The sequence below is a fragment of the Pseudomonas sp. R43(2017) genome (assembly GCF_002112345.1).
GTDB lineage: Bacteria > Pseudomonadota > Gammaproteobacteria > Pseudomonadales > Pseudomonadaceae > Aquipseudomonas > Aquipseudomonas kribbensis.
Genome location: NZ_NEHJ01000003.1, coordinates 183,037 through 208,945 on the forward strand (window position 1 = coordinate 183,037; position 25,909 = coordinate 208,945).

A 25,909-nucleotide genomic window follows, 5' to 3' on the forward strand; every position below is an offset into this window, starting at 1 on the left:
CCGCGTTGTCTATCTCTACGCCATCGCTTTTCCATTGGCCATTGCTGGTCGTTAGGGAGAAATCCGTTCTCATGATTCGTCGTTCGTTGCCTGCCCTTTTTGCCCTGGTTTTCGCTGCGCCTCTGCTGGCGGCACCTGCCGGGCAGCAGACCTTGTTTAACTTTGTCCGCCCCGCCGACGTGGTGAAAGTGGCGACCGAAAACGCCGACCTGCCACAAGCCAACGCCGAACAGACCCCCGAGGGCGAAGTGTTGCGCCGGGTGACTTTCAACCCGGTGGCGCGTCCGACCCTGCGCCTGACCCCGCAGACCGGTGCCTGGGACTGGTCGCAGTCCGGGATGATGAGCCTGCGCATCCAGAGCGCGATGAACTGGGCGGTGACCGTTTACGTACAGATCCAGAGCAACGACGGCAAGACCCTGGTCAGCCGCGTTGATCTGCCGGCCGGACCGGCGCAGACCTTGCTCGTACCGTTGACCGCAACCTCGCCGCTGAGCCAGGGCATGAAGGCCGGGCCGTTGATGCCGATGACCATCGACGGGCAGCGCATCCTGCTGGCCAGCAGTTCCGGTGAACTGGATCGCAGCCAGGTGGTATCCGTCAGTCTGTCGATGGACCAGCCGAAAGCCGCGCAAAGTCTGTTGCTGGAGCGCTTCGGCGTGCAGGACGAGGGCGAGGTGATCAAAGCCGCCTACGGCAATCTGGTGGATACCTACGGTCAGTCGACCCGCAGCAAGTGGCCGGAGAAAGTCGCCAACGACGAACAGCTGAAATCCGCCGCCACCCGGGAACAACAACAGCTGAAAACCTGGCTGGCCGAGCGCGAGAAGTCGTCGCTGGACAAGTTCGGCGGCTTGAACAAAGGCCCGACGTTCAAGGCCAGTGGCTTCTTCCGCACCGAAAAACTCGACGGTCGCTGGTATCTGGTGACGCCGGAGGGTCATCCGTTCTATTCCTTGGGCGTGAACACCGTCAGCCCCGAGGTCAACCAGACCTACGTGGCCGGGCGCGAGTACATGTTTGAGTCTCTGCCGAAACCCGACGAGCCACTGGCCATTCACTTTGGTGAAGGCGACAACCGTGGCGGCAACGGGGCCGATCAGGGCCGTGGCTACGGCAACGGACGCTGGTATGACTTCTATGGTGCCAACCTGCAACGCCTCTATGGCGAACCTTGCGCAACTCCTGCGGCCACCGAGAAAGCGCCTGCCACCCCGTGCAAGGCCGCCATCGACGAGCAGAAGTGGGCCAGCCACACCCTCGACCGCCTGCAGGCGTGGGGCTTCAACACTGTCGGCAACTGGAGCGCACCGCAACTGGGTGACGCCGAGCGCGTGCCGTACACCTTGCCGTTGTCGATCGTTGGCGATTACACCAGCATCAGCACCGGCAACGACTGGTGGGGCGGCATGCCTGACCCGTTCGATCCACGTTTCGCCATGGCCACCGAGCGCGCCGTGGCGATTGCCGCCCGTGATCACCGCGATGATCCGTGGCTGATCGGCTACTTCGCCGACAACGAACTGGCCTGGGCCGGTCCCGGTGACGATCCGAAGTCGCGTTACGCGCTGGCCTACGGCACGTTGAAAATGACCACCGACGTACCGGCCAAGCGTGCGTTTCTCAAGCAGTTGCGCGACAAGTATCGCAATCAGGCGGGGCTGTCGAAGGCCTGGGGTATCGATCTGCCGGCCTGGGAATTGATGGAAGACCCGGGGTTCGAGGCACCGCTGCCGAATCCGGAGCACCCGGAAATCGAGGCTGACTTCAAATACTTCCAGAAGGTCTTCGCCGACACTTACTTCAAGACCATTTCCGATTCGCTGAAATGGCACGCGCCGAACCAGCTGCTGCTGGGTGGTCGCTTCGCCATCAGCACCCCGGAAGCCGTGGCTTCCTGCGCGCAGTATTGCGACGTGCTGAGCTTCAACATGTACACCCTGAAACCGCAGGACGGTTATGACTTCGCCGCGCTGCGCAGCCTCGACAAACCGGTGCTGATTACCGAGTTCAATTTCGGCTCGACCGATCGCGGCCCGTTCTGGGGCGGCGTGACGCCGTTGAACAAGGAAGAAGATCGTGGCCCGGCCTACGCCAACTTCCTCAAGCAGGCGCTGAGCGAGCCGTCGATTGTCGGCGTGCACTGGTTCCAGTACCTCGATCAACCGGTGACCGGGCGTCTGCTCGATGGCGAAAACGGTCACTTCGGTCTGGTGGGCGTGACTGACGTGCCGTATCAGGGTTTCGTCGAAACCGTGCGCAAGAGCAATCTGGCGACCCTTGATCAACTCGGCAAAGAAGCCGAGAAAGCCGCTGTGGCGGCAGACAAGGCCGGTCACGAGACCGAAGGCGGCCGCAAAGGCGAAGCCGGCAAAGGCCCGGGGCAGGGCGCCGGCCATACCGGCGGGCACTCCGGCAACGGTCATTAAGGCAGGACCGCCCGGCCCGCCGCTGTTCCCAAAACCTTCAAGGGCTGGAACAATGCGGGCCACTTTGTAGAGCGTTTTCGCGGGGGAGTTGCGGGTGCAGATTCAGGGACATTACGAGCTTCAATTCGAAGCGGTGCGCGAAGCCTTCGCGGCACTGTTCGACGATCCCCAGGAACGTGGCGCCGCGTTGTGCATCCGGGTCGGCGGGGAAACCGTCCTCGACCTCTGGGCCGGCACCGCCGACAAGGACGGCAGCGAAGCCTGGCACAGCGACACCATCGCCAACCTGTTCTCCTGCACCAAGACCTTCACCGCCGTCACCGCGCTGCAACTGGTGGCCGAAGGCAAGCTGCAACTCGATGCCCCGGTCGCCCGTTACTGGCCGGAATTCGCGGCCGCCGGCAAGGAATCCGTGACCCTGCGCCAATTGCTTTGCCATCAGGCCGGCCTGCCGGCGCTGCGCGAACTGTTGGCCCCCGAAGCCCTGTACGACTGGCAAACCATGGTCGACGCCCTCGCGGCGGAAGCGCCGTGGTGGACGCCGGGCACCGGTCACGGTTATGCCGCGATCACTTACGGCTGGCTGATCGGCGAGTTACTGCGCCGGGCCGACGGTCGTGGGCCGGGTGAATCCATTGTGGCGCGAGTCGCCAAACCGTTGGGGCTGGATTTCCATGTCGGCCTGGCCGACGAAGAGTTCTACCGCGTCGCGCATATCGCCCGTGGCAAAGGCAATGTCGGCGATGCCGCCGCCCAGCGCCTGCTGCAAGTGACCATGCGTGAACCCACCGCCATGACCACCCGTGCCTTCACCAATCCGCCGTCGGTGCTCACCAGCACCAACAAACCGGAATGGCGGCGCATGCAGCAACCGGCGGCCAACGGCCACGGCAATGCGCGCAGCCTGGCCGGGTTCTACGCCGGTCTGCTCGACGGCAGCCTGCTGGAAAGCGAAATGCTCGACGAGCTGACCCGGGAACACAGCCTCGGCGAGGACAAGACCTTGCTGACCCGCACCCGTTTCGGTCTCGGTTGCATGCTCGATCAACCTGACGTGCCGAACGCCACCTATGGCCTCGGCCCACGGGCGTTTGGTCATCCAGGCGCGGGTGGTTCCATCGGTTTTGCTGATCCGGAGCACGATGTGGCCTTCGGATTTGTGACAAATACCCTGGGGCCGTACGTCTTGATGGATCCGCGCGCGCAGAAGCTGGCGCGGGTACTTGCCACTTGTCTGTAAAACGTTACTGGAGGTTCCAGGGCCGGAACCTCATTCGGCTTTTCGATTCAAAGCGTCTGTTTATCCGGGCGAAAGTCCTCTGATAGTCCATTACTAATTTTTGTGGGTTTCCAATGTCGTCCAAACAAACTCTCGCTCTGGCCCTGTGTTTCGCGATCACCGGTTGCGCTCAGACTCCCAAGAATGACGCCGATGGCGGCAGCTGGTGGCCGTTCGGCTCCTCCGACAAGGTTGCGGCCAAGGAGCCGGCTCCGGCACCTGCACCGGTGAAACCCGCCGCTACAGCCCCTGTCGCCAAGACCGAGAGCAGCAGCCACTGGTACTGGCCGTTCGGCTCCGACGATTCGGCCGACAAGGCCAAGGCCGACGTGAAGCCCGAAGTCAAACCGCAAGCCGCGCCTGCCGTTGTCGCCAAGGCTGATGCCGACACCGGCAGCAAGTGGTGGTGGCCGTTCGGCGGCAAGTCTCAGGACACCGCCAAAGCCGTGCCGATGCCTGACCCGAAAGTCACCCAGGCCTGGCTCGACGACTACGAGCCGCGCCTGCGTGAGGCGATCAAGGGCAGCAACCTGCAATTCGAGCGCCGTGAAAACGTACTCGTGGTGACCGCGCCGGTTGAAGGCTCGTTCAACCCGAAACGCCCGGCCATGCTGCTGCCGGTGACCCTGAGCCCGTTCACCAATATCGCCAAGATCCTCGAAGCCGACCCGAAAACCGCGGTGCTGGTGCTGGGCCACAGCGACAACGCCGGTGTCGCGGCAGACAACACCAAACTGAGCCAGGAACGTGCCCAGTCGGTGGCGGCAATCTTCCGCCTCAGCGGCTTGCAGCGTGATCGCCTGATGCTGCGCGGCATGGGCGCCGATGCCCCGCGTGCGGCCAACGACAGCGTTGAAGGCCGTGCCCTGAACCGTCGTGTCGAACTGCTGGTGACCCCGCAGAACACCATGGTCGCGCTGCTGAGCAAGTACAACATGCCGGCACCGAAGCCGGTGACCATGGTCGCGGCCCAGGACGTCAAGCCAGTCGCCAAGCCTGTGACTCCGGCACCTGCGGCGAAGAAAGCTGCTGTCCCGGCCACCAAAAAGGCACCGGCCAAGAAGGCCGCAGCCAAGGCTCCCGTGAAGAAGGCCCCAGCGAAGAAAACCGCTCCAGCCAAAGCCGCCGCCAGCGACAAGAAAGTCGCGGCGACCGACGCGGCAAAACAGTAATCCGCTAACGAAAAGGAATGCGCCATGACCCAGGCTCTGGCAGATATGCGTCGTGATTACACCCGGGACGGCCTGACCGAGGCGCAAGCCCCGGCCGAGCCTTTTGCGCTGTTCCACCAGTGGTTTGCCGACGCGGTGAAAACCGAGCAGGCGCCCGTGGAGGCCAACGCCATGACCCTGGCCACGGTCGATGCGGACGGGCGTCCGCACTGCCGCATTCTGCTGCTCAAGGGCCTGGACGAGCAGGGCTTCACCTTTTTCACCAACTACGAAAGCGCCAAGGGCCAGCATCTGGCCGCGAATCCGTTCGCGGCCATGACGTTCTTCTGGCCGACCCTGGAGCGCCAGGTGCGTATCGAAGGGCGGGTGGTGAAGGTCTCGCCGCAAGAATCCAACGCCTACTATCAGGTGCGTCCGTTGGGCAGCCGACTGGGCGCCTGGGCTTCACCGCAGAGCCGGGTGATCAACGGCCGGGGTGAACTGGAAGACTTGCTCAAGGTTACCGAACAACGCTTCACCGACACCCAGCCCGATTGCCCGGAACACTGGGGCGGTTACCGTTTGCTGCCGGAGCGCATCGAGTTCTGGCAGGGCCGCGCGAGCCGTCTGCACGATCGCCTCAACTATCGTTTGCAGGGCGCCGACTGGATTCTTGAACGTCTGGCACCTTAAGCAGTCTACCGAGCGGGATAGCCTGCCGCAGCGGCCTCAAGCCACTTCGGCAGGTCCCGACGCCTGATCTTCTGCGATCGGGCTTGCGCCAGCCGTTCGAGCATGTAGGCGCGTTTGCCTTCATCCTTGCCGGCCAGCGACAATGCCAGATCGCGGTCCATCCAGCGTTTGATCCGCACGTACAACCACCAGTGGAAGTACAAACCGGCGACGGTTGTGACGACAATGATGAAGTAATCCATGAAAATCCTTGGGGTCGGCGGCGCAAGCTCTGTATTTTGGCGCTACTGTTGGGTGAGTTCGTGGAGGCCCTGTACCGGGCCTGAATGAAACCAAATTTATCCGGGCGGCGCCGTGACAGGCGTCAAGCTGCGGAGTTTAATGAATACCTGTCCTTTGGAGTTGATCCTATGCGTAAGTCTGTTCTGCTGGTTGCTTCCTTTTCCACGATGGCGATGTTGCTCACCGGCTGCCAATCGAGCCTGACCGGTGACTCCTACTCCCGTGACGAAGCGCGTCGCGTGCAGACGATTCGCATGGGCACCATCGAATCCCTGCGTCCGGTGAAAATCGAAGGCACCAAGACCCCGATCGGCGGCGCTGCCGGTGCAGTGGTCGGCGGTGTCGGCGGCAGCGCCATCGGCGGTGGTCGTGGCAGCATCGTGGCAGCCGTTATCGGTGCCGTGGCCGGCGGCCTGATCGGTTCCGCCACCGAAGAAGGCCTGACCCGTACTCAAGGTGTTGAAATCACCGTGCGCGAAGACGACGGCAGCATGCGCGCCTACGTGCAGCAAGTGCAGGAGAACGAAGTGTTCCGCGTCGGTGAGCGCGTACGGATTTCGACTGTCGGCGGGACCAGCCGCGTTTCGCACTAAGCGGGAACGAGCGGTAAAGAAAAACCCCGATCAGGTGACTGGTCGGGGTTTTTTGTATGCCTCCGAATTGACGAATCAATATTCGGCACGGGTGCCCACAAAGTACTCCAAGTCCTTTGTGAAACTGACGTTTAAAAGATTTTCTAGCGCGGCTATCTGATCTTGATTCAACAACAACTCGCCCGGCTCGACCTCGCTAAGAGGTTTGGATTCTGAGAGCTGGGCAACTTTTTCATTCATCTCACTACCCGTGATATCCAGCTCGAATTGCAAAGAGTCGTCTTGAACTTCATCAGGGAAAAAACCGGTGATCGAAAGGTAGCGCATTAAGGTCAATCAGCCTGTCTGTCGGTGTTAACTGTAGTCAAACGAAATTTGATAGTCGTTGGCACTTAGAGCGATTTGATGTTGAAAGTACGGCTGAATGGTCGCAACCCACTCTTCTACGACATTGAAGCTGCCATTATTGATGTTGCCCTCCACAGGAATGCCTAAGGCATTTAGTACTGATTCATCATCCCCCAGATCTTTCGACGACTCCTCGCCTTGGAATTGCTGGGTTGCTGTGTCGTACCACTCCAGTCTTAGTTCCAGTCCCATCTCGTCCTCACAGATATCTTTTTTTGATGCTTCTTTTTTTTATAGGCCCTTCGCGCTGCTCACCTGTGTAGGGATCGAAGGCTCCGAGGTGAGTTCCATCGCTTCGGTACATTTCTAACTCTCCATGTCTTGAGTCCCATTCGTAAATTGTCTTTCCTTTAGCATCAGTCCAGCGCTTACGAAGTCCTCCTCCACCCTGAACCGGATTCATGTCTTTAACTTTTTTCAGGTCTGGAAATGCGGTGATTTGGTCGGTCTTCGGCGGTTTATGGTAGCTATGGCCTGCGGGTGCCAAGCCTTTGCGTGATGTGTTCAGTACAACGTATAACGGTTTTACCCCCGAACTTGCCGGAAACACCAATATGAAATCCCGATACTCCGGCGGATAAACCGGATTCACCAGAATCCCTTCCGCCGCTTTCGTCGGTGGATACACCCAGATATGCGGTGCTTGCGGAGCGGCCTCCAGCGCGGGGATGCCGAGGATGTCGGAGCCGTCCACGGCGGGCGTCCAGATCAGTTCGATGCCTTCGCCGAGGTCTGCAACAAATCGGTTACCGCGTGCAGTGAACTGCACGACATCGACCATTTCCCAGTCGCGGTTCTTGCCGGTGTAGAAGCCGTAACCCTTGAGGCTGCCGTCGGCCTGCTGTTCGACGTGCAAGCGCACGCGGGTTCGAGCCTGTTTGAGGGCGAGCAACTGGTCTTCGGTGTAGAGGGCGCTGTCGCCCAGGTTCGATGGCATGAACATCGCCACCAGGCCGACCAGCGGGGCCACGACGGCGGCGGAGGCCATCGCGGGCAAAGCCTTGAACGCCTCACCGGCGAGAGCAAAGGTGCCCAGGCCAGCAGGAATGGCGGTGCCGCTGATTTTTTTGAGTGCAACGCCGCCGCTGTCATCGGCTTCACGTCCGCCGAGCAGGATCAGATCGCCGTAATCCTTCAGGCTGTCCGTCGGCACCATCCCCGAAGGATTCGCGTAATCGATGATCGCGTCCGGCAACTTGCAGGACTTGGCAAACGTGCAGCCGGCGCGTACCAGCTCAGGCTTGTTCGACGCGACCTCACGGCTGCGTTCGAAGGCGTCCTGCCGCGCCAGCATGGCGTCGTACTTGTTTTGTCGCTCGTCCTGATCGGCCAGCTCGGTGGCCGTCAGGTAGCGGTAGGTGACGTGATGGCCGTCGCCTGCCGGTGGGTTGGGAACCCGGGGAACGTCCTTTTGACCAGCCACTGATTTTCCTTTCGTTCATGCATCGGCAGCCCCTCGAAAGGGGCTGCACGACGTTAACGAAGCAGGAAAATCGTGGCTGTAGGACGCGTCTCTAAAGACGTGGGGATTGTTCGCTACAGCATCAGGAAGGCAGCGCGGTGTTCTTTCTGCTTGCCGCCAGGGTCACCGCATAACCGATCAATGCGGCGAACACCGAGCCGGTGAGAATGCCCATCCGGTCCATTCCGGCGTATTCACTGGCACCCGGCACGAAGGCCAGCGAGCCGACAAACAGGCTCATGGTGAAGCCGATCCCGCAGAGAATCGCCACGCCCAGCACCTGACCCCAATTGGCGTTCTGGGGCAGGGCGGCGATGCCGGTTTTCACGGCAAGCCAGGTCAGGCCGAACACGCCGATGGTCTTGCCCAGCAGCAGGCCGACGGCGATGCCCATCGGTACGTGGTGAGTGAAGCTTTCGGCGGTCACACCGATCAGCGACAGGCCGGCGTTGGCAAAGGCGAACAACGGCAGGATGCCGTAGGCCACCCACGGGTGCAGCGCATGTTCCAGGGTCAGCAGCGGCGAAGGCTCGGCGTTTTTCGTGCGCAGCGGGATGCAGAATGCGAGAGTCACGCCGGCCAGCGTCGCGTGGACACCGCTCTTGAGCACGCAGACCCACAGGATCAGGCCGATGATCATGTACGGCCCGAGCTTGACCACCCCGAGCCGGTTCATCGCCACCAGCGCCGCAATGCACGCCGCCGCGAGGCCCAGCGACAGGGTCGAGAGTTCGCCGGAATAGAAGATCGCGATGATCACGATCGCGCCAAGGTCGTCGATGATCGCCAGGGTCATCAGGAACAGCTTCAGCGACACCGGCACCCGTTTGCCGAGCAAGGCCAGCACGCCGAGGGCGAAGGCGATGTCGGTGGCGGTGGGAATCGCCCAGCCATCGAGGGCGGCCGGGTTGTCGCGGTTGAGGAACCAGTAGATCAGCGCCGGCACCAGCATGCCGCCGATGGCCGCCGCGCCGGGCAGGACGATCTGCGACGGCTTCGACAGCTGGCCGTCGAGCACTTCACGCTTCACTTCCAGGCCGATGAGCAGGAAGAACAGCGCCATCAGGCCGTCGTTGATCCACAGCAGCAGGGGTTTGGCGATTTTCAACGCGCCGATCTGCGCGACCACCGGCGTGTCGAGCAGGCCGGTGTACAGCCACGACAGCGGCGAGTTGTTGATGATTAAAGCCAGGATGGCCGCGGCGATCAGTAACAGACCGCTGGCAGCTTCCAACTGAAAGAAACGCGTGAAAGTGCTACGCAGAGGCAAGGTCGCTCTCCATCGATAAAGTCAAAAGGTGGGACACCCTAACCCGTACTGTTAGTTGTTAAAACAAAAGTTATATTCTTTTTTGTTATATATGGTTACAAGGCGCATGCCAGACCTGCAGCAGAGCCTAGCAGTTGCCGACGGTATTGAAGTTCAGCTGTATCTGTCAGTGCGGTGGGATTTTTCCTAAGCTTGGGGGCTAAGCCTGTGAAGGCACTTCTGCCCGATTCAACGAGAACGACAGCCATGAGCGACAACCGACAGTGGGCCCGCGAAGCCATCCGGATCATCGAAGCGGACTTCCAGCGCAGCGCCGACACCCACCTGATCCCCTTGCCGCTGCCGGGGTTTCCGGGCATCGAGTTGTACTTCAAGGACGAATCCAGCCATCCCACTGGCAGCCTCAAGCATCGGCTGGCCCGTTCGCTGTTTCTCTACGCCTTGTGTAACGGCTGGCTCAAGCCCGGCGCGCCGGTGATCGAGGCGTCCAGCGGTTCGACGGCGATTTCCGAAGCGTACTTTGCGCGGATGCTCGGGCTGCCGTTCATTGCAGTGATGCCGGCAACCACCTCCAAGGAGAAGATTGCGCAGATCGCCTTCTATGGCGGCAAGAGCCATCTGGTGGACGACCCGACGCAGATCTACGCCGAGTCTGAACGCCTGGCCCGGGAACACGACGGGCACTTCATCGACCAGTTTACCTATGCCGAGCGCGCCACCGACTGGCGGGCGAACAACAACATCGCCGAGTCGATCTTCCAGCAGATGCGCTACGAGCAGCACCCGTGCCCGGCGTGGCTGATTTCCAGCCCTGGCACCGGCGGCACCACCGCGACGCTCGGGCGTTACGTGCGTTATCGCCAGCACTGCACCCGCGTGCTGTGCGCCGATGCCGAGCGTTCGGTGTTTTTCGACTACTACCAGACCGGTGACGCGAGTTTGCGTCTGGACCACGGCTCGCGGATCGAAGGCATCGGCCGGCCTCGGGTGGAGGCGTCGTTCCTGCCCAAGGTGATCGATGCGATGGTCAAGGTGCCGGATGCCTTGTCGCTGGCCGCCATGCATTACCTGGCGCAGCGTCTGGGCCGGCATGTGGGAGGGTCGAGCGGCACAAACCTGATCGGCGCGCTGATGGCGGCGCAGCAGATGAAAGCGGCGGGAGAGTCGGGGTCGATCGTGGCGATCCTGTGCGATGGCGGCGAGCGCTACGCGGACACCTATTACGATCAGGCGTGGCTCAAGGCGCAGGGCTATGAGCTGGAAGGATTGATGGCGGCTGTGGCAGCCAGTGCCGAGAAGGGTGAGGCGCTGCCGACCTCGGTTCTGCGTGCCAATATCTGACGCCGAAAACGACTGTGGGAGCGAATTCGCTCCCACAGTTTTTTGCAGTGTTTCAGGTCGCGCGGATCAGTCTTTCAGACCGAGAATGTCACGCGCTACAGCTTCGGCAATCCGGATCCCGTCAACACCCGCCGACAGAATCCCGCCCGCATAACCCGCGCCTTCACCGGCCGGGAACAGACCTTTGACGTTCATGCTCTGCAGCGACTCGTTGCGCGTGATCCGCAGCGGCGACGAAGTCCGCGTCTCGATCCCGGTCAGCACTGCATCGTGCAGCGAATAACCGCGAATCTGCTTCTCGAACGCCGGCAACGCTTCGCGAATTGCTTCGATGGCAAAGTCCGGCAGCGCCAGGGCCAGGTCGCCCAGCGCCACGCCCGGTTTGTACGAAGGCTCAACCTCGCCCAGCTCGGTGGACGGCGTGCCGTTGATGAAGTCGCCGACCAGTTGCGCCGGGGCCTTGTAGTCGCTGCCGCCGAGGATGAAGGCGTGGGACTCCAGACGTTCCTGCAACTCGATCCCGGCCAGCGGGCCGCCCGGATAATCGACTTCCGGGGTGATGCCGACGACGATGCCGGAGTTGGCGTTGCGCTCGTTACGCGAGTACTGGCTCATGCCGTTGGTGACCACGCGGTTCGGCTCGGAGGTCGCCGCCACCACGGTGCCGCCCGGGCACATGCAGAAGCTGTAGACCGAACGGCCGTTCTTGGCGTGGTGCACCAGTTTGTAGTCGGCAGCGCCGAGTTTCGGGTGACCGGCGTATTTGCCCAGTCGCGCACGGTCGATCAGCGATTGCGGGTGCTCGATGCGGAAACCCACCGAGAACGGCTTGGCTTCCATGAACACGCCACGGCTGTGGAGCATGCGGAAGGTGTCGCGGGCGCTGTGGCCCAGTGCCAGAATCACGTGTTTCGAATGCAGGGTTTCGCCGCTGGCCAGCTCGACGCCGACCAGTTGGCCGTCTTCGATCAGCACGTCGGTGACGCGTTCCTGGAAGCGCACTTCGCCGCCCAGGGCGCGGATCTCTTCACGCATGGTTTCGACCATGCCGGTCAGACGGAACGTGCCGATGTGCGGCTTGCTGACGTAGAGGATTTCTTCCGGCGCGCCGGCCTTGACGAACTCGTGCAGGACTTTGCGGCCGAGGAATTTCGGATCCTTGATCTGGCTGTACAGCTTGCCGTCAGAGAACGTGCCCGCCCCGCCTTCGCCGAACTGCACGTTGGACTCGGGGTTGAGCACGCTTTTGCGCCACAGGCCCCAGGTGTCCTTGGTGCGCTGGCGCACTTCGGTGCCGCGTTCGAGGATGATCGGCTTGAAGCCCATCTGCGCCAGCAGCAGGCCGGCGAAGATCCCGCACGGGCCGAAACCGACCACGATCGGACGCTGGCTCAGGTCGCTTGGCGCCTGGCCGACGAATTTGTAGCTGACATCCGGCGCCACGTTGACGTTGCGGTCATCGGCGAACTTGCCCAGCACCTTGGCCTCGTCGCGCACTTCGAGGTCGATGGTGTAGATGAAGCACAGTTCGGAAGACTTTTTGCGCGCATCGTAGCTGCGCTTGAACAAGGTGAAATCGAGCAGGTCATCGCTGGCGATGCCCAGGCGTTGCACGATTGCAGCGCGCAGGTCTTCGTCGGGATGGTCGATCGGCAGCTTGAGTTCAGTGATTCGTAACATGACAGGATCCGGTTCGCGGGGCGCACAACTGCGCCAGGGCGTTTGAAGGCGGCGATTATAAGCCGCAACGGCCGGATCCCGTGAGGGTAAAACGATCAGTCGTTGCGCGAACCGCCGAAATACCCGCAACCGCGTTGTACCTTGCCGTCGATGCGCAGCTCGGCGCTCATGTGTTGCACGCTGCCGGTGTTGCTGTCGACACATCGCTGTGGCGCCACCCACAGCTCGATGCGCTGGTTGTTGGCTTCGCTGCTGAGGTTGAAACGACCGTCGCCCAACTGTTCTTCGACGTAGGGCACAGCGAGCGGTGGCTGGCCTTCGCGGTCGATGACCATGCCTTTGCCACTGACCTTGACGTTCCATTCCGGGCCATGGCCGGCGGCGCGCAGGATCAGTTGCTTGAAATTCGGATCATCGCAAGCGGTGCCGGAGCGTTCGACGCGATAGAGCTGGGTCAGGTCGAGACGGTCACCGGCGATCTTGCCGCGCACGTCGGCGAACAGCTTGCCCTGCTGGTCGGCCAGGGTGGCGGCCTCTTGCAGAATGCTGGTGCCGCCGATGTCGTTGACCACGTACTGGCGCTGCTCGCCGCATGACTGGAACACCAGTTTGCCGTCGGCAGCGGTCAGTTGCCCCTGCATCCGCGTCTGACCGACGTGGAAGGCGCTGGTCCGCGCACCGTCGAATAACTGGCACGCGGCAAACAGAGGGAGCAGGGCAACAACGATCAAGGAACGGGCAACACGCATCTTCGGCTCTCCAGACAAGTGCCGCCACGTTACGCAGGCTGACCGTTCATCACAAGGGTTTAGCCCACGTGAAATGTCTGACCTGTCTGCAAGCCTTCGACACTTTTGGCGTAGGCCAACGCCACATCCGCCGCAGGAACCGGCTTGTAGCCGCGGAAGTACGGGGCGTAGCTGCCCATGGCTTCCACCAGCACGGTGGGGCTGATCGAGTTCACGCGCAGGCCCCGTGGCAGTTCGATGGCGGCGGCACGGACGAAGCTGTCCAGCGCGCCGTTGACCAGTGCTGCCGAAGCACCGCTGCGGATCGGGTCGTGGCTGAGGACGCCGGTGGTGAAGGTGAACGATGCGCCGTCGTTGGCGAATTCACGGCCGATCAGCAGCAGATTGACCTGGCCCATCAGCTTGTCTTTCAGGCCGAGGGCGAAGCTGTCTTCGTTCATGTCGCCCAGCGGGGCGAAGGTCACGTTGCCGGCGGCGCAGACCAGGGCGTCGAACTTGCCGGTCTTTTCGAACAGCTTGCGGATCGATGCGCTGTCGCTGATATCCACTTGGAAATCGCCGCTGCTGCGGCCGATGCGAATGACTTCGTGACGCTGTGACAGCTCTTTGTCCACCGCCGAACCGATGGTGCCGCCGGCGCCGATCAACAGAATTTTCATCGTGCTTGCCTCAAGTGATTGAACGAGCTTTCAGTCTAGAGTGGTTTTTTCCGCTGATAAGCGCGCTAATGGGCAACCTTTGGTTTTCAAATGGAAACAATCCATGAGCGAGATGGATGATCTGGCGGCGTTCGCGGTGTTGATCGAGGCCGGCAGTTTTACCCTGGCGGCGCAGCAGCTGGGGTGCAGCAAGGGGCAACTGTCCAAGCGCATCAGTCAGCTGGAGGCGCAGTTTTCCGTGGTGCTGCTGCAACGCACCACACGTCGGCTGAGCCTGACGGCGGCCGGTGCGGCGCTGTTGCCCCAGGCTCAGGCGCTTGTCGTCCAGGTGGAAAGGGCGCGTCAGGCATTGGCGCGTTTGAAGGACGATATGGCAGGCCCCGTGCGTATGACGGTGCCGGTGTCGCTGGGGGAAACCTTCTTCGACGGCCTGGTGCTGGAGTTTTCGCAGAAATACCCCGAAGTGCAGATCGAGCTGGAGCTGAACAACAGCTATCGCGATCTCTCCCGCGATGGCTTTGATCTGGCGATCCGCACCGACGTCGCCAACGACGAGCGTCTGGTGGCCAAGCCTTTGCTGGCCTGGCAGGAAATGACCTGCGCCAGTCCGGCCTACCTTGAACGTTTCGGCGAACCGGCGACGCCACAGGCGCTGGCCGAACATCGTTGTTTGCTCAACAGTCACTACGGCGGCCGCGAAGAGTGGCTCTATCACCAGCAGCACGAGCTGTTGCGGGTGCGGGTGTCGGGGCCGTTCGCCAGCAATCACTACAGTTTGCTGAAAAAGGCCGCACTCGCTGGCGCCGGCATCGCTCGCCTGCCGTCCTATCTGTTGCAGACGGAATTGGCTGACGGCCGATTGCGCTGGCTCCTTCGCGATTTTCAGACCCGGCGCATGCCGATGTACCTGGTGCACCCGTATCAGGGCGGGCTGCCGAAGCGCACTCAGGTGCTGGCGGACTACCTGATCGACTGGTTCAAGCGCAGCGGCGAGGCCCTGGACCGGCTTCAGCGATAACGTCGTGCGATCAGATGATCGATCGACAATTTGCCCGGCCCGGTGGTCATCAGGTACAGCAACACTGCCGCCCAGGTGCCGTGGGTCGGATAGGCGTCGGGATACACGAACAGCTCGATGACCAGCGTCATGCCCAGCAACGCCAGCGCCGAAAACCGAGTGGCGAAGCCGACGAGGATCAGGATCGGAAAAAAGTGTTCGGCGAACGCCGCCATGTGCGCGGCGATTTCCGGTGACAGCAGCGGCACGTGATATTCGCTCTGGAACAGCGGAATCGTCGAGTCCGCCAGATGTGGCCAGCCAATCTGGAACGTGCCGTCGATCAGGTCGATGGCCAGTCCCTCGACCTTGGTCTGACCGGATTTCCAGAACACCGCCGCGATGGAAAAACGCGCGATGAAGGCAATCAGGCTGTGCGGGATTTTTTCCAGCAGCGCGATGGCGCGGGCAATGAGGCTGTTCATGGCGAAACCTTGTGATGTAAGTGGGTGATGGCGTGGCGACTGATCAACAGGGCGAGGGTCTGGCTGAGATCGAAGGCTTCTGCGGATTCCAGCGCCTCGGTCAGTGACAGGCCGGCCTTGAGCTGGCGAATGAACGGGTTGACGCCGGGATCCACGGCGAACACCTCGACCTCCAGGCCGTTGCGCAGGATCAGCGCGTGCTGGGCCTGATCCAGATCGATGCCGGCCAAAGTGACGTCTTGCTGGTGCGCGGCCCAGATATCCACCACGGCAAAAGCTGAATCGAGCACGTGCAGCGAAGGATGCAGGCCGATTTGCAAGCGACTCAGACCTTCCTGATCCGCGAAGGCCGCAGCGATCCGGTCCTGGCTGAGCGGCGCGATATCGGCGGAGTGGTAGGCCTGCGTGCGCAGGCGTTCCAGTCGCGCGACATCGGCCAGATAAGGCACGCTCGACGCCGGTTCGAATCCGCTGATGAAGTCCGCCAGATCACTGCCGTAATCGCTCATCAACGCACTGTGTGGTGGGTGGTTTTGAATGAAAACGCCGGCCATGGCGCGGAAGAATTCCTCACCCACCAACTGCATCACTACGGGATAACTGTCGGCCAGTGCATTGCTCAACGAGCCCTGCACGTTGTTGCGGTACACCGCGAATCGACTGGCCGGATCGGCCCCGTTGGCGCTGCACAATCCGTCGGGGCAGGGCAGGCCGACATCGAGCAGTGCGGCGCTGAACACGGCTTGGGTGCTCATGGCCGACCTCCTGCGCAAAGCAGAAGCTCGTCGGCCTGTTGCGCCTCGGCCAGCAGCACATCGAAGGCCGGCACCTGATTGTCCCGTTCGATCAGCGTCGCCACCGGGCCGACGCGCTCCAGCGCCTGGCGATATAGCGACCATACGGCCTGATCGATCGGTGCGCCGTGATCGTCGATCAGCAAGCGATCACCGAGGCTGTCGGAATCTTCGGCAAACCCCGCCAGATGAATCTCGCCAACTGCGTGCAGCGGCAGTGCGTCGAGGTAGGCCAGAGGGTCGCGCTGATGGTTGATGCACGAGACGTAGACATTGTTAACGTCCAGCAACAGACCACAGCCGCTGCGGCGGATGACTTCACCGATGAACTCCGCTTCGTCGATCGTCGAGCGTTCGAACGCCAGATAGGTCGCCGGGTTTTCCAGCAGCATCGGACGCTTGAGGGTGTTCTGCACCTGGTCGATGTGATCGCAGACGCGGTTCAGCGTCGGCGTGTCGTAGGCCAGAGGCAATAGATCATTGAGAAACACCGGGCCGTGAGTCGACCAGGCCAGGTGTTCGGAAAAGGAGTGGTGTTGATAGCGCTCGATCAGCGCACTCAGGTGTTTGAGGTGTTGCACATCCAGCGGGCCTTCGGCACCGATGGACAGGCCGACACCATGCAACGACAACGGATACGCTTCACGAATCAAACCCAGAAAATGATGAAACGGGCCGCCGGCCACCATGTAGTTTTCGGCGTGGACTTCGAAGAAACCGATGTCCGGTAGAGAGCCGAGCACTTCACGAAAGTGCCCGGTCTTGAGCCCCAGCCCGGCACGGGGCGGGAGCCCGGTGAGGGCTGCCCGAGTGCGGGGGGAGGCATGGTCGCAGGAAGTGATCATGATCGACACTCGGGCAGCCTCCGGATCAGGACTTGGCCTTGAAGGCTTCCATCTGACCGAAACCGGTCGGCGAGGTTTTGCTTTCGGTGGTGGTGCAGGTGCCTTTCGGAACGAACTTCCAGGAGTTGGCCTGGTAATCCATTTTCGCCGTGCCTGCGCAGGTGGTGCCGGCGCCGGCGGCGCAGTCGTTATGACCTTTCATGGCCACGCCGAAGCATTTTTCCATGTTGCTGTTGTCGGCCGCCTGAACGGTCGAAACGGCGGCCATGCTCAGGGCAGAGCCAAGGGCCAGAACCAGGGCGGTGGCGGACAGGGTGCGGGTGGTAGCAGTCATGATGTTTCTCCGGTTTCAACTTGGGTTGGAACAAGCGATGTGCGCTTGCTTACCCCACTAGAGAAACGACCTGGCGATGCGTTACAGCGAAAGGCAAAATAATTTATCGAATACAAAAAAACGGCCCGAAGGCCGTTTTCTGTTTAACGCAATCGATCAACCGCCGAGGTACGCTTCGCGTACTTTCGGGTCGGTCAGCAGCGCTTCACCGGTGCCTTGCATCACCACCCGGCCGTTCTCCAGAACGTACGCACGGTCAGCGATTTTCAGCGCCTGGTTGGCGTTCTGCTCGACCAGGAACACCGTCACACCGTCCTTGCGCAGCTGTTCGATGATGTCGAAGATCTGCTGGATGATGATCGGTGCCAGGCCCAGCGACGGCTCGTCGAGCAGCAGCAATTTCGGCTTGCTCATCAGCGCCCGGCCGATGGCGAGCATTTGCTGTTCGCCGCCGGACATGGTGCCGCCGCGCTGGTTGAAGCGTTCTTTCAGGCGCGGGAAAAGTCCGAGAACCTTGTCCATCTGTTCCTGATAGTCGCCCTTGTCGGTGAAGAATCCGCCCATGGACAGGTTCTCTTCGACGGTCAGTCGGGCAAACACCCGACGGCCTTCCGGCACCACGGCAATGCTCTTGCGCATGATCTGCGACGAGTCCTGGCCGACCAGTTCCTCACCCATGTAACGGATGCTGCCGCTATGGGCCTGCGGCGAACCGCAGAGCGTCATCAGCAGCGTGGATTTGCCGGCACCGTTGGCACCGATCAGCGTCACGATCTCGCCCTGGCGGACTTCGACGTTGACGCTGTGCAGGGCCTGGATCTTGCCGTAGAAGGTGGAAACGTTTTCGAACTGCAGCATTTACGCTTCCCCCAGGTAGGCTTTGATCACTTCAGGATTGTCGCGGATCTGTTCCGGCGTACCGTCGGCCAGAGGCGTGCCCTGGTTGATCACGACGATGTGGTCGGAAATGCTCATGACCAGTTTCATATCGTGTTCGATCAGCAGCACGGTGACGTTGTGCTCTTCACGCAGCACGCTGATCAGCGCCTTCAGGTCTTCGGTTTCCTTCGGGTTCAGACCGGCGGCCGGTTCGTCGAGCATGAGGATCCGCGGACGGGTCATCATGCAGCGGGCGATTTCCAGACGACGCTGCTGACCGTAGGCCAGGGTGCCGGCCGGACGGTTGGCGAATTCCTTGAGGTTGACCTTGTCCAGCCAGTACTCGGCGTACTCCATGGCCTCGCGCTCGCTTTTGCGGAACGCCGGGGTCTTGAACAGACCGGCCAGGAAGTTGGTGTTCAGGTGGCGGTGCTGGGCGATCAACAGGTTCTCGACCGCCGTCATGTCCTTGAACAATCGCACGTTCTGGAAGGTGCGCACCACGCCCTTGAGGGCGATCTTGTGACCCGGCAGGCCTTCGATCGGCTCGCCATCGAGCTTGATGCTGCCGCCGCTCGGCTTGTAGAAGCCGGTCAGACAGTTGAACACGGTGGTCTTGCCCGCGCCGTTAGGCCCGATCAGCGCCACCACTTGTTTCTCTTTCACGGTCAGGGCCACGCCGTTGACCGCCAGCAGGCCGCCGAAGCGCATGCTCAGATTTTCGACTTTCAGGATCTCGCGGCTCATTTGCGCAGCTCCATGTGAGGACGTTGCATGGGCAGCAGACCTTGAGGTCGCCAGATCATCATCAGCACCATCAGGGCGCCGAACATCAGCATGCGGTACTCACTGAACTCACGCATCATTTCCGGCAACAGGATCATCACGACCGCCGCCAGTACCACGCCCAGCTGCGAGCCCATGCCGCCCAGCACCACGATGGCGAGAATGGTCGCCGACTCGATGAAAGTGAAGGACTCCGGCGTCACCAGACCCTGACGGGCGGCGAAGAAGCTGCCGGCGAAACCGGCGAAGCAGGCGCCCAGAGTGAATGCCGAAAGCTTGATGAGCGTCGGGTTCAGGCCCAATGCGCGGCAGGCGATCTCATCCTCGCGCAACGCTTCCCAGGCACGGCCCAGAGGCATGCGCAGCAAGCGGTTGATGACGAACAGCGCGAACAGCGCCAGGAACAACGCCACCAGATACAGGAAGATCACCTTGTTGATCGAGTTGTATTCCAGGCCGAAGTATTCGTGGAACGTCTGCAAACCCTCGGCGGCTTTACGTTCGAAGGTCAGACCGAAGAACGTTGGCTTCTCGATGTTGCTGATGCCGTTCGGGCCGCCGGTGATGTCGGTGAGGTTACGCAGGAACAGACGGATGATTTCACCGAAGCCCAGCGTCACGATCGCCAGATAGTCACCACGCAGACGCAGTACCGGGAAACCGAGCAGGAAGCCGAAGGTGGCCGCCATCAGTCCGGCAATCGGCAGACAGATCCAGAAGCTCAGGCCGTAGTAGTGCGACAGCAGCGCATAACTGTAGGCGCCGACGGCATAGAAGCCGACGTAACCGAGGTCGAGCAGGCCTGCCAGGCCGACCACGATGTTCAGGCCGAGGCCGAGCATCACGTAGATCAGCACCAGCGTGGCGATATCCACCGCGCCGCGAGAACCGAAGAACGGCCAGACCAGTGCCCCGATGATCAACGCAATGATGATCCAGCGCTGGGTGGTCGGCAGGGTCAGGAAGCTGCTGGCCTTGGCCGGCATCTTCGGCAGGCTCGGCGAGGATTTCCACGCCGCGCCGATCTGCTGGTCGAACAGCACGCGCAGGAACATCAACACCGAGCAGACGGCAATGGTGATCAGTGTCGAGGTACTGGTGCCATGCACTTCGAGGTTGATGCCGACGATGGTCAGCTTCAGACCGAGTACCGGGTAGGCCACCGCCCACACCAGCAGGGCGCTGAACAGCGCCTGTTTAAGATTCCTAGTCATACTTTCTCAACCTCCGGACGACCCAACAGGCCGGTTGGCCGGAACAACAGCACCAGAACCAGCAGGCCGAACGCCACGACGTCCTTGTACTGGTCGCCGAAGATATCGGCACCGAAGGCTTCCGCCACACCGAGCACCAGCCCGCCGAGCATGGCGCCGGGGATGCTGCCGATGCCGCCCAGTACTGCGGCGGTGAAAGCCTTGAGGCCGACGAGGAAACCGGCGTTCGGGTTGATCACGCCGTATTGCATGCTCAGCAGCACGGCCGCGACGGCCGCCAGCGCAGCACCGATGACGAAGGTCAGGGCGATGATGTTGTTGGTGTTGATGCCCAGCAGGTTGGCCATCTTGATGTCTTCGGCACAGGCGCGGCAGGCGCGGCCCAGGCGAGAGCGGGAGATGAACAGGGTCAGGCCGAGCATGGCGACCAGGGTCACCACGAACACCACGATTTGCATGTAGGAAATCAGCACTTCATGTGCGCCACCTGGCCCGATGGAGAAGTTGCCGGGGATCAGGTTGGGGATGGATTTGTCCTTGGAGTCTTGCGCCAGCAGAACCGTGTTCTGCAGGAAGATCGACATACCGATGGCGGAGATCAGCGGGATCAGACGGTTGCTGCCGCGCAAGGGGCGGTAGGCGACCCGTTCGATGCTGTAACCGTAGGCACTGGTCACGACGATGGTTGCGAGAAAAGCGGCGGTCATCAACAGCGGAACGCTGTCGAGTCCCATCATGGACAGCCCGGCGATGGCGATGAATGCCACGTAGGAGCCGATCATGTACACCTCGCCATGGGCGAAGTTGATCATTCCAATGATGCCGTAGACCATCGTATAGCCGATGGCGATCAGGGCATACGTGCTGCCAATGGTCATGCCATTAACCAGCTGTTGGAAGAAGTGATAGATGTCAGGCATTACAGCGCTCCTAAAAACCTGATACGCATTTCACTGGTGGAGTCATTTTCCCGCCCGGCCCCGTGGATCTTTATCCACTTCGAATCCGGGTTTTGCCAGCGAACCGCTGATGACGGTTTTGAGATTTTCAGGTGGGGAGACTGGCGGATCACGCCAGCGCGGCCCAATACATTCGTAAAACAAAGCCCACGGCACGCCGTGGGCTTTATTGGCAGTCAGTCAGGCAGCGCCTTACTGAGGCGAAACTTCGGTTTTAGGTTTGCCGAAGTGCCACTCGTAGACCACGAATTTGAAGTCCTTCAGGTCGCCCTTGGCGTCGAAGCTCAGGTCGCCGGTAGGGGTCTTGAAGGTGCCTGCGTGGATGGCGGCCGCCACTTTGGCAGGGTCTTCGGATTTGGCAGCGGTGATACCCTGGGCAATCACTTCAACCGCCGAGTAGGACGGGAACACGAACGGGCCGCTCGGGTCTTCTTTCTTCGCCTTGAAGTCTTCAGCCAGTTTCTGGTTGGCCGGATCCTGGTCGAAGGACTTCGGCAGAGTCACCAGCAGGCCTTCGGACGCGTCCTTGGCGATCTGCGAGATGGAGTCGTTACCCACGCCTTCCGGACCCATGAACTTGGCTTTCAGGCCTTTTTCCTGGGACTGACGCAGGATCAGGCCCAGCTCAGGGTGGTAGCCGCCGTAGTAGACGAAGTCGACGTTGGCTTGCTTGAGCTTGGAGATCATCGAGGAGAAGTCTTTGTCGCCGGCGTTGACGCCTTCGAACACGGCAACCTTGACGCCTTTGCCTTCCAGGGTTTTCTTCACGGCGGTGGCGATGCCTTCACCGTATTGCTGCTTGTCGTGCAGGACAGCAACGATTTTCGGTTTCACGTGATCGGCAATGTAGTTACCGGCGGCAGGGCCCTGGGCGCTGTCCAGACCGATGGTGCGGAACACCATTTTGTAACCACGGCTGGTGATGTCCGGGCTGGTGGCTGCCGGGGTGATCATGATCACGCCTTCGTCTTCGTAAACGTCCGAAGCAGGCTGGGTGGAGCTGGAGCACAGGTGACCGACCACGAACTTGACGCCGTCGTTGACGACCTTGTTCGCAACGGCTACCGCTTGTTTCGGATCGCAAGCGTCATCGTATTCAACGGCTTCGAGCTTCTTGCCGTCGACGCCGCCCTTGGCGTTGATCTGTTCGATGGCCATTTTGGCGCCACTGAACTGCATGTCGCCGTACTGGGCTACCGGGCCGGTTTTAGGGCCGGCGATACCGATCTTGATGGTGTCAGCTGCGAACGAATGGCTGGCAACCCCGGCCAGTACCATAGCGGCAAACAGTTTGGAAATCTGCTTAGTAGCCTTAGTCATAGTGCTCCACTCTTACTGTTGTATTTTTTTAGAGTCCTGACGCCGTAGCAGCAGAACCGGGCTGGATATCTTCGCGATATCGTCCGGAAATGCCCCCGGCAACTGTACCGGTACAGTGTAGAGCGCCGGTTGTTGGCCTGGGAAGCTGGCGCCCAGGGGCAAATTCTGGAGATGTCGCTTTAATGAAAGAAAAAGACAGAATTGCGGCGGGGCTTTCAGAGGGCTTATGCCCCAATCATCAGCATTCCTTGGCTTTCCTGCGCTTTTCGTTCGGTACAGCCTTTTGCTACCGGGTTTTTCTGCCGGACCACCGACGTTATCATTCGCGCCGATTTCTTTTCCGGACAGTCCCATGAATCAAGAACCTAGCACCCTCTATGCCAAGCTGCTTGGTGAAACCGCATCTATTACCTGGAAAGAGCTGGAGCGCTTCTACGCCCAGGGTGCCCTATTGTGGGTCGACGCTGACCTGGATTTGATCGCCGTGGCCGAGGCCGTGGCATCGGATCAGGGCGAGAAAGTCGCTGCCTGGCTGGCCGAAGACAAGGTCGCCAAGCTGTCTGAAACGCGGGCGCTGGATATTTTCGAACGTGATCCCGAGATGTGGGCGGTGGTGGTCCGACCGTGGATTCTGGTCCAGGAAAGGGCGTCGGCCTGAGGGGTTGCACCTCGTTGGTGCGACAGGCCGCCGGAAAAAAGTGTGTAGCCGAGTAGCGTGATGGCACGTTGCCGTAGAGAAATGCCACAGGCGGGGGTGGCATAACGGTGACGTAAACGTAACGGGCACAGTTTATTGAGCAGCCTTCGGGCTGCTTAATTGTTTCTGGATGTTGGAAAGGCTGAGTTGCGTGGCGCTTTCACCGGCCCCATCGCGAGCAAGCTCGCTCCCACAGGTTTTGTGCTCGACACGAACACTGTGGGAGCGAGCTTGCTCGCGAATGGCTGCGACGCGGTCTTGAATCAGACCGAGTAAGTCTTGCCAGTATGGTTATTGAGCGAAATAACCTTGGTCTTGCCGATCCGGTGGCGATAGATCTCGCGCAGGTACTTGATCGACTTCTTCACGCAATCACGCGACAGACGAATGTCGTTGATCGAGACAAACTTCTCTTTGTCGTTGATCAGCTCGCGGTACTTCTTCTCGTACATCGGCTTGATCGCGTACCAGTTGGTATCGAGGATCTTCGCCGGGTTCTCGAACTCGTTGAGCAGGTCGTCGATGCGTTCCTCGTCGAATTCTTCATTGATGATGAAGTCGAGGATCGAGTTGTCGAGGGTCTCGTCGAAACGGTACGGATTCTTCGCAAAGCAACGCTTGATGAACGCCACGATCAGGGTCAGGAAATCGTCCGACAGGCACGGGCTCTTGGCGATCAGGGTGGTCAGCGACAGGTTGGCCGAAGCACCGATCACCAGCGCGTAACGCTTGAGCGTGGTGTTGGGGAACAGGCTGTTGAGGTGGGTTTTCAACCGGTTCAGGTCCATGTACGACAGCTTGTAGTCTTTCGGCAGCGAAACGATCGAGACCACCGACGAGCAGTTCTTGAAGAAGTGCAGGTCGTGCAGCGCGGCGGCGTCGTAGCCGGAATTCTTGTACTGCTCAAGCGAGGCGCGATAACGCTTGGATTCGATTGGCAGCAGGCTGATGCCTTCGATGGCCTGGGTCACCTTGTTGAAGTGCGGCAGGTCGATCGAGCGGAAGAACAGGTCGTCGATGTTCAGGCGCTGTGGCTCTTTGTCGAACACCTTGAACTTGTCGCTGCTCGGCGGCGGGGTTTCCGGCACCACGGATTCGGCGTAGGCAATCGCCACCGGGCCGGCCAGGCTCATGAACAGGTCGTTGGCGTCCAGGCGAATGGTCTCGCCGATGTCGATGCCGGCACGACGGAAATAGTTCTGGTCGTAGTCGGTCGTGACGGCCTGGGCCGTCAGAATGTTGAAGATCTGCTGCGAGATGTACTGGTTGGCGTGCTTCTCCATCGCATTGACATCAATGTTCTGGATGTTGCCGTCATCGCTCTCTTCGGCGTAACGCATGATGTCGTTGGAGATCAGCATCATCGCGTTCCATGGGCGGATACGGCCCATGACGCTGGCTTCGCTGCTGTCTTCATTGGCGAAGTTGTACGAGAAATCCCATTCCTCCGACAGGTATTTGCACAGCAGGCGACCGGCGTTGATGTGCAGCGCCTCGGACATTTCGCTGCGGTGGTCGGAAATGTTCGGCAGCACGCAGATGCCGCTGGTGAAGATCGGCTCGAACACAAACGAATGACCGCTCTTGCCGTCATGTTCGTCCATCGGCTTGGTGTCGAACGTTTTGTTCATGTACGAGTGCTGCTGGGCCAGGCCGAATTCCGAGGCCATGCCCGAACCGGTACCGCCGCCGGCACTGAAGATCGAGAAGTACAGGCGCGACTGGTTGGCCTTGATGCCGCAGCTGTCGATCAGGTACGAGTGGATCATTTTCCAGTCGGGGCTGGAGAAGCGCTGGGTGTCCTTGTTCAGGATGATCTTCGCCAGGTACTGGCCGAGGATCGGCGCGTTACCGGCGCCACCGGCGTGGACTTCGGACAAGTCCATGATCTTCATTTTGCTGTAGTCGCGCAGGAAGCCGCTCTTTTCGCCCTTGCGCGAGAAGCGGATGCGTCCGGCAATGTCCTTGTCCAGGTCGCCGAGCATCACCAGCGGCTCGACCAGGAACACCGGTTTGGTCGACTTGTTCGGGCCGATCCGCAGGTTCTGCTTGATCCACTGGGCCGGGCTGTAGCCTTTGTCGGAGGCCAGGCGGCGATCAGCCACGCGGTCTTCGTTGTTGAATTCGTTGAGGTAGAACTTGCGCGCGTTGTACACCAGCTCCGCCACGTCGAGGGCGATGTTGGAGCCGCAGCGACCGAGGCCGATCAGGCACACCGACGGGAATTCCTGGTCGTTGTGCTGCTCGTTGTCGCCTTCCAGGTGCGGCGGGCGCGGGAACACCAGGTCACGCAGGCCGTCGAGGTTGTCGAGGATGCGGTCAGTGTTGGTTTCGGTGAAGTACAGGTATTGCTGGGTGCCCAGAGGGCGCGAAGGAGGCAATGGCTTCATCGGGGCAGGGCTGTTCGCCGCAGGGCTCAGGGTCAGATCGGATACCGCAGTGGCCGGATTGTTTTTAGAAGTCATTGTGCGCCATTTACCTGGACTGGTTGGCTCGGCGACCTCTGTCGTCGAGCCTCACGGAATGGGAATCTCGCGTCTTTTTGCTGCGCGTATTTGGCCCGTGCGTCAGGGTCTTTGCCTGTGTGTCGCACGGGGGAATCC

At 60.8% G+C, this 25,909-nt stretch carries 27 protein-coding genes; 8 read left to right on the forward strand and 19 right to left on the reverse strand.

The features are described 5' to 3' along the window. The first annotated feature begins 71 nt into the window (after positions 1 to 71). The 4 genes from CAG02_RS09310 (at position 72) to pdxH (ending at position 5,552) form a co-directional block, all read left to right on the forward strand. A complete protein-coding gene (locus tag CAG02_RS09310; RefSeq protein WP_085712939.1) occupies positions 72 to 2,429 on the forward strand; it encodes a beta-galactosidase in 2,358 nt (785 codons plus the stop codon). A gap of 94 nt (positions 2,430 to 2,523) precedes the next feature. Beyond that, positions 2,524 to 3,669: a serine hydrolase domain-containing protein gene (locus CAG02_RS09315; protein WP_085712940.1), complete on the forward strand. Its 1,146-nt coding sequence runs from the start codon at positions 2,524 to 2,526 to the stop codon at positions 3,667 to 3,669. Between the two features lie 113 nt (positions 3,670 to 3,782). Next, the gene (locus CAG02_RS09320) at positions 3,783 to 4,880 is read left to right on the forward strand and encodes an OmpA family protein (RefSeq protein WP_085712941.1); all 1,098 of its coding nucleotides are present in this window, start codon (positions 3,783 to 3,785) and stop codon (positions 4,878 to 4,880) included. A 24-nt stretch (positions 4,881 to 4,904) separates the two neighbouring features. Beyond that, positions 4,905 to 5,552, forward strand: a complete 648-nt coding sequence (gene pdxH, locus CAG02_RS09325) for a pyridoxamine 5'-phosphate oxidase (RefSeq protein WP_085712942.1) — start codon at positions 4,905 to 4,907, stop codon at positions 5,550 to 5,552. Between the two features lie 5 nt (positions 5,553 to 5,557). On the opposite strand, the gene CAG02_RS09330 is transcribed toward pdxH, so the two are convergent. Next, on the reverse strand, positions 5,558 to 5,794 hold the full coding sequence (locus CAG02_RS09330) for a hypothetical protein (protein WP_085712943.1): 237 nt from the start codon (positions 5,792 to 5,794) through the stop codon (positions 5,558 to 5,560). A gap of 168 nt (positions 5,795 to 5,962) precedes the next feature. Between CAG02_RS09330 and CAG02_RS09335 the strand changes: the two genes are divergently transcribed. Further along, a complete protein-coding gene (locus CAG02_RS09335) occupies positions 5,963 to 6,427 on the forward strand; it encodes a glycine zipper 2TM domain-containing protein (protein WP_024776354.1) in 465 nt (154 codons plus the stop codon). A gap of 75 nt (positions 6,428 to 6,502) precedes the next feature. Here the strand turns inward: CAG02_RS09335 and CAG02_RS09340 are convergent, their stop codons facing one another. The 4 genes from CAG02_RS09340 to nhaA all read right to left on the reverse strand — a co-directional run bounded on the left by CAG02_RS09340 (position 6,503) and on the right by nhaA (position 9,567). Next, a complete protein-coding gene (locus CAG02_RS09340) occupies positions 6,503 to 6,754 on the reverse strand; it encodes a pyocin S6 family toxin immunity protein (RefSeq protein WP_085712944.1) in 252 nt (83 codons plus the stop codon). A gap of 27 nt (positions 6,755 to 6,781) precedes the next feature. Next, complete coding sequence (locus CAG02_RS09345; RefSeq protein WP_085712945.1) at positions 6,782 to 7,027, reverse strand: colicin E3-like toxin immunity protein; 246 nt, start codon at positions 7,025 to 7,027, stop codon at positions 6,782 to 6,784. A gap of 7 nt (positions 7,028 to 7,034) precedes the next feature. Then, complete coding sequence (locus tag CAG02_RS09350; protein WP_085712946.1) at positions 7,035 to 8,258, reverse strand: S-type pyocin domain-containing protein; 1,224 nt, start codon at positions 8,256 to 8,258, stop codon at positions 7,035 to 7,037. A gap of 121 nt (positions 8,259 to 8,379) precedes the next feature. Next, positions 8,380 to 9,567, reverse strand: a complete 1,188-nt coding sequence (gene nhaA / locus CAG02_RS09355) for a Na+/H+ antiporter NhaA (protein WP_085712947.1) — start codon at positions 9,565 to 9,567, stop codon at positions 8,380 to 8,382. 246 nt (positions 9,568 to 9,813) lie between these two features. On the opposite strand from nhaA, the gene CAG02_RS09360 reads away from it, so the two are divergent. Beyond that, on the forward strand, positions 9,814 to 10,908 hold the full coding sequence (locus CAG02_RS09360; RefSeq protein WP_085712948.1) for a PLP-dependent cysteine synthase family protein: 1,095 nt from the start codon (positions 9,814 to 9,816) through the stop codon (positions 10,906 to 10,908). 66 nt (positions 10,909 to 10,974) lie between these two features. On the opposite strand, the gene CAG02_RS09365 is transcribed toward CAG02_RS09360, so the two are convergent. The 3 genes from CAG02_RS09365 to CAG02_RS09375 all read right to left on the reverse strand — a co-directional run bounded on the left by CAG02_RS09365 (position 10,975) and on the right by CAG02_RS09375 (position 13,996). Beyond that, the gene (locus tag CAG02_RS09365; protein ID WP_085712949.1) at positions 10,975 to 12,588 is read right to left on the reverse strand and encodes an NAD(P)/FAD-dependent oxidoreductase; all 1,614 of its coding nucleotides are present in this window, start codon (positions 12,586 to 12,588) and stop codon (positions 10,975 to 10,977) included. A gap of 95 nt (positions 12,589 to 12,683) precedes the next feature. Further along, the gene (locus CAG02_RS09370; protein WP_085712950.1) at positions 12,684 to 13,337 is read right to left on the reverse strand and encodes a COG3650 family protein; all 654 of its coding nucleotides are present in this window, start codon (positions 13,335 to 13,337) and stop codon (positions 12,684 to 12,686) included. Between the two features lie 59 nt (positions 13,338 to 13,396). Beyond that, positions 13,397 to 13,996, reverse strand: coding sequence for a short chain dehydrogenase (locus tag CAG02_RS09375; RefSeq protein ID WP_085712951.1), 600 nt, complete (start codon positions 13,994 to 13,996; stop codon positions 13,397 to 13,399). A 103-nt stretch (positions 13,997 to 14,099) separates the two neighbouring features. Between CAG02_RS09375 and CAG02_RS09380 the strand changes: the two genes are divergently transcribed. Then, positions 14,100 to 15,014, forward strand: coding sequence for a LysR family transcriptional regulator (locus CAG02_RS09380; protein WP_085712952.1), 915 nt, complete (start codon positions 14,100 to 14,102; stop codon positions 15,012 to 15,014). Here the strand turns inward: CAG02_RS09380 and CAG02_RS09385 are convergent. The 10 genes from CAG02_RS09385 to CAG02_RS29795 all read right to left on the reverse strand — a co-directional run bounded on the left by CAG02_RS09385 (position 15,005) and on the right by CAG02_RS29795 (position 22,963). Next, positions 15,005 to 15,478, reverse strand: a complete 474-nt coding sequence (locus CAG02_RS09385; RefSeq protein WP_085712953.1) for a DoxX family protein — start codon at positions 15,476 to 15,478, stop codon at positions 15,005 to 15,007. The two genes, CAG02_RS09380 and CAG02_RS09385, sit on opposite strands and share 10 nt — an antisense overlap. Continuing rightward, positions 15,475 to 16,233 carry a DUF2063 domain-containing protein gene (locus CAG02_RS09390; protein WP_085712954.1) on the reverse strand — a complete coding sequence of 253 codons (759 nt, stop codon included), beginning with the start codon at positions 16,231 to 16,233 and terminating at the stop codon, positions 15,475 to 15,477. The genes CAG02_RS09385 and CAG02_RS09390 overlap by 4 nt, the downstream gene beginning before the upstream one ends. Then, positions 16,230 to 17,117 (reverse strand): DUF692 domain-containing protein, encoded by an 888-nt coding sequence (locus CAG02_RS09395; protein WP_085712996.1) that lies wholly within the window; start codon positions 17,115 to 17,117, stop codon positions 16,230 to 16,232. Before CAG02_RS09395 ends, CAG02_RS09390 begins: the two co-directional genes overlap by 4 nt. Before the next feature lie 25 nt (positions 17,118 to 17,142). Further along, a complete protein-coding gene (locus tag CAG02_RS09400) occupies positions 17,143 to 17,451 on the reverse strand; it encodes a DUF2282 domain-containing protein (RefSeq protein WP_085712955.1) in 309 nt (102 codons plus the stop codon). Between the two features lie 156 nt (positions 17,452 to 17,607). Next, the gene (locus CAG02_RS09405) at positions 17,608 to 18,309 is read right to left on the reverse strand and encodes an ABC transporter ATP-binding protein (RefSeq protein ID WP_003222380.1); all 702 of its coding nucleotides are present in this window, start codon (positions 18,307 to 18,309) and stop codon (positions 17,608 to 17,610) included. Continuing rightward, positions 18,310 to 19,077, reverse strand: a complete 768-nt coding sequence (gene livG / locus CAG02_RS09410) for a high-affinity branched-chain amino acid ABC transporter ATP-binding protein LivG (RefSeq protein ID WP_085712956.1) — start codon at positions 19,075 to 19,077, stop codon at positions 18,310 to 18,312. Further along, on the reverse strand, positions 19,074 to 20,330 hold the full coding sequence (locus CAG02_RS09415) for a high-affinity branched-chain amino acid ABC transporter permease LivM (RefSeq protein WP_085712957.1): 1,257 nt from the start codon (positions 20,328 to 20,330) through the stop codon (positions 19,074 to 19,076). The genes livG and CAG02_RS09415 overlap by 4 nt, the downstream gene beginning before the upstream one ends. Continuing rightward, a complete protein-coding gene (livH, locus tag CAG02_RS09420; protein ID WP_085712958.1) occupies positions 20,327 to 21,250 on the reverse strand; it encodes a high-affinity branched-chain amino acid ABC transporter permease LivH in 924 nt (307 codons plus the stop codon). Before livH ends, CAG02_RS09415 begins: the two co-directional genes overlap by 4 nt. Positions 21,251 to 21,481: 231 nt before the next feature. Continuing rightward, the gene (locus CAG02_RS09430) at positions 21,482 to 22,609 is read right to left on the reverse strand and encodes a branched-chain amino acid ABC transporter substrate-binding protein (protein WP_085712959.1); all 1,128 of its coding nucleotides are present in this window, start codon (positions 22,607 to 22,609) and stop codon (positions 21,482 to 21,484) included. Between the two features lie 12 nt (positions 22,610 to 22,621). Next, complete coding sequence (locus CAG02_RS29795) at positions 22,622 to 22,963, reverse strand: hypothetical protein (RefSeq protein WP_170931579.1); 342 nt, start codon at positions 22,961 to 22,963, stop codon at positions 22,622 to 22,624. On the opposite strand from CAG02_RS29795, the gene CAG02_RS09440 reads away from it, so the two are divergent. Further along, positions 22,962 to 23,267: a DUF2288 domain-containing protein gene (locus CAG02_RS09440; RefSeq protein WP_085712960.1), complete on the forward strand. Its 306-nt coding sequence runs from the start codon at positions 22,962 to 22,964 to the stop codon at positions 23,265 to 23,267. The genes CAG02_RS29795 and CAG02_RS09440 overlap by 2 nt on opposite strands. Before the next feature lie 302 nt (positions 23,268 to 23,569). Here CAG02_RS09440 and CAG02_RS09445 read toward each other — a convergent pair whose 3' ends face one another. Then, complete coding sequence (locus CAG02_RS09445; protein WP_085712961.1) at positions 23,570 to 25,771, reverse strand: hypothetical protein; 2,202 nt, start codon at positions 25,769 to 25,771, stop codon at positions 23,570 to 23,572. Positions 25,772 to 25,909 lie beyond the last annotated feature (138 nt).

What these genes read in the sequence shown, in the direction of transcription:
- CAG02_RS09310 (WP_085712939.1), top strand. Translation starts at nt 72, where the DNA reads ATGATTCGTCGTTCGTTGCCTGCCCTTTTTGCCCTGGTTTTCGCTGCG.
- CAG02_RS09320 (WP_085712941.1), top strand. Translation starts at nt 3,783, where the DNA reads ATGTCGTCCAAACAAACTCTCGCTCTGGCCCTGTGTTTCGCGATCACC.
- pdxH (WP_085712942.1), top strand. Translation starts at nt 4,905, where the DNA reads ATGACCCAGGCTCTGGCAGATATGCGTCGTGATTACACCCGGGACGGC.
- CAG02_RS09330 (WP_085712943.1), bottom strand. Translation starts at nt 5,794, where the DNA reads ATGGATTACTTCATCATTGTCGTCACAACCGTCGCCGGTTTGTACTTC.
- CAG02_RS09335 (WP_024776354.1), top strand. Translation starts at nt 5,963, where the DNA reads ATGCGTAAGTCTGTTCTGCTGGTTGCTTCCTTTTCCACGATGGCGATG.
- CAG02_RS09340 (WP_085712944.1), bottom strand. Translation starts at nt 6,754, where the DNA reads ATGCGCTACCTTTCGATCACCGGTTTTTTCCCTGATGAAGTTCAAGAC.
- CAG02_RS09345 (WP_085712945.1), bottom strand. Translation starts at nt 7,027, where the DNA reads ATGGGACTGGAACTAAGACTGGAGTGGTACGACACAGCAACCCAGCAA.
- CAG02_RS09360 (WP_085712948.1), top strand. Translation starts at nt 9,814, where the DNA reads ATGAGCGACAACCGACAGTGGGCCCGCGAAGCCATCCGGATCATCGAA.
- CAG02_RS09365 (WP_085712949.1), bottom strand. Translation starts at nt 12,588, where the DNA reads ATGTTACGAATCACTGAACTCAAGCTGCCGATCGACCATCCCGACGAA.
- CAG02_RS09370 (WP_085712950.1), bottom strand. Translation starts at nt 13,337, where the DNA reads ATGCGTGTTGCCCGTTCCTTGATCGTTGTTGCCCTGCTCCCTCTGTTT.
- CAG02_RS09375 (WP_085712951.1), bottom strand. Translation starts at nt 13,996, where the DNA reads ATGAAAATTCTGTTGATCGGCGCCGGCGGCACCATCGGTTCGGCGGTG.
- CAG02_RS09380 (WP_085712952.1), top strand. Translation starts at nt 14,100, where the DNA reads ATGAGCGAGATGGATGATCTGGCGGCGTTCGCGGTGTTGATCGAGGCC.
- CAG02_RS09385 (WP_085712953.1), bottom strand. Translation starts at nt 15,478, where the DNA reads ATGAACAGCCTCATTGCCCGCGCCATCGCGCTGCTGGAAAAAATCCCG.
- CAG02_RS09390 (WP_085712954.1), bottom strand. Translation starts at nt 16,233, where the DNA reads ATGAGCACCCAAGCCGTGTTCAGCGCCGCACTGCTCGATGTCGGCCTG.
- CAG02_RS09395 (WP_085712996.1), bottom strand. Translation starts at nt 17,117, where the DNA reads ATGATCACTTCCTGCGACCATGCCTCCCCCCGCACTCGGGCAGCCCTC.
- CAG02_RS09400 (WP_085712955.1), bottom strand. Translation starts at nt 17,451, where the DNA reads ATGACTGCTACCACCCGCACCCTGTCCGCCACCGCCCTGGTTCTGGCC.
- CAG02_RS09405 (WP_003222380.1), bottom strand. Translation starts at nt 18,309, where the DNA reads ATGCTGCAGTTCGAAAACGTTTCCACCTTCTACGGCAAGATCCAGGCC.
- livG (WP_085712956.1), bottom strand. Translation starts at nt 19,077, where the DNA reads ATGAGCCGCGAGATCCTGAAAGTCGAAAATCTGAGCATGCGCTTCGGC.
- CAG02_RS09415 (WP_085712957.1), bottom strand. Translation starts at nt 20,330, where the DNA reads ATGACTAGGAATCTTAAACAGGCGCTGTTCAGCGCCCTGCTGGTGTGG.
- livH (WP_085712958.1), bottom strand. Translation starts at nt 21,250, where the DNA reads ATGCCTGACATCTATCACTTCTTCCAACAGCTGGTTAATGGCATGACC.
- CAG02_RS09430 (WP_085712959.1), bottom strand. Translation starts at nt 22,609, where the DNA reads ATGACTAAGGCTACTAAGCAGATTTCCAAACTGTTTGCCGCTATGGTA.
- CAG02_RS09440 (WP_085712960.1), top strand. Translation starts at nt 22,962, where the DNA reads ATGAATCAAGAACCTAGCACCCTCTATGCCAAGCTGCTTGGTGAAACC.
- CAG02_RS29795 (WP_170931579.1), bottom strand. Translation starts at nt 22,963, where the DNA reads ATGGGACTGTCCGGAAAAGAAATCGGCGCGAATGATAACGTCGGTGGT.
- CAG02_RS09445 (WP_085712961.1), bottom strand. Translation starts at nt 25,771, where the DNA reads ATGACTTCTAAAAACAATCCGGCCACTGCGGTATCCGATCTGACCCTG.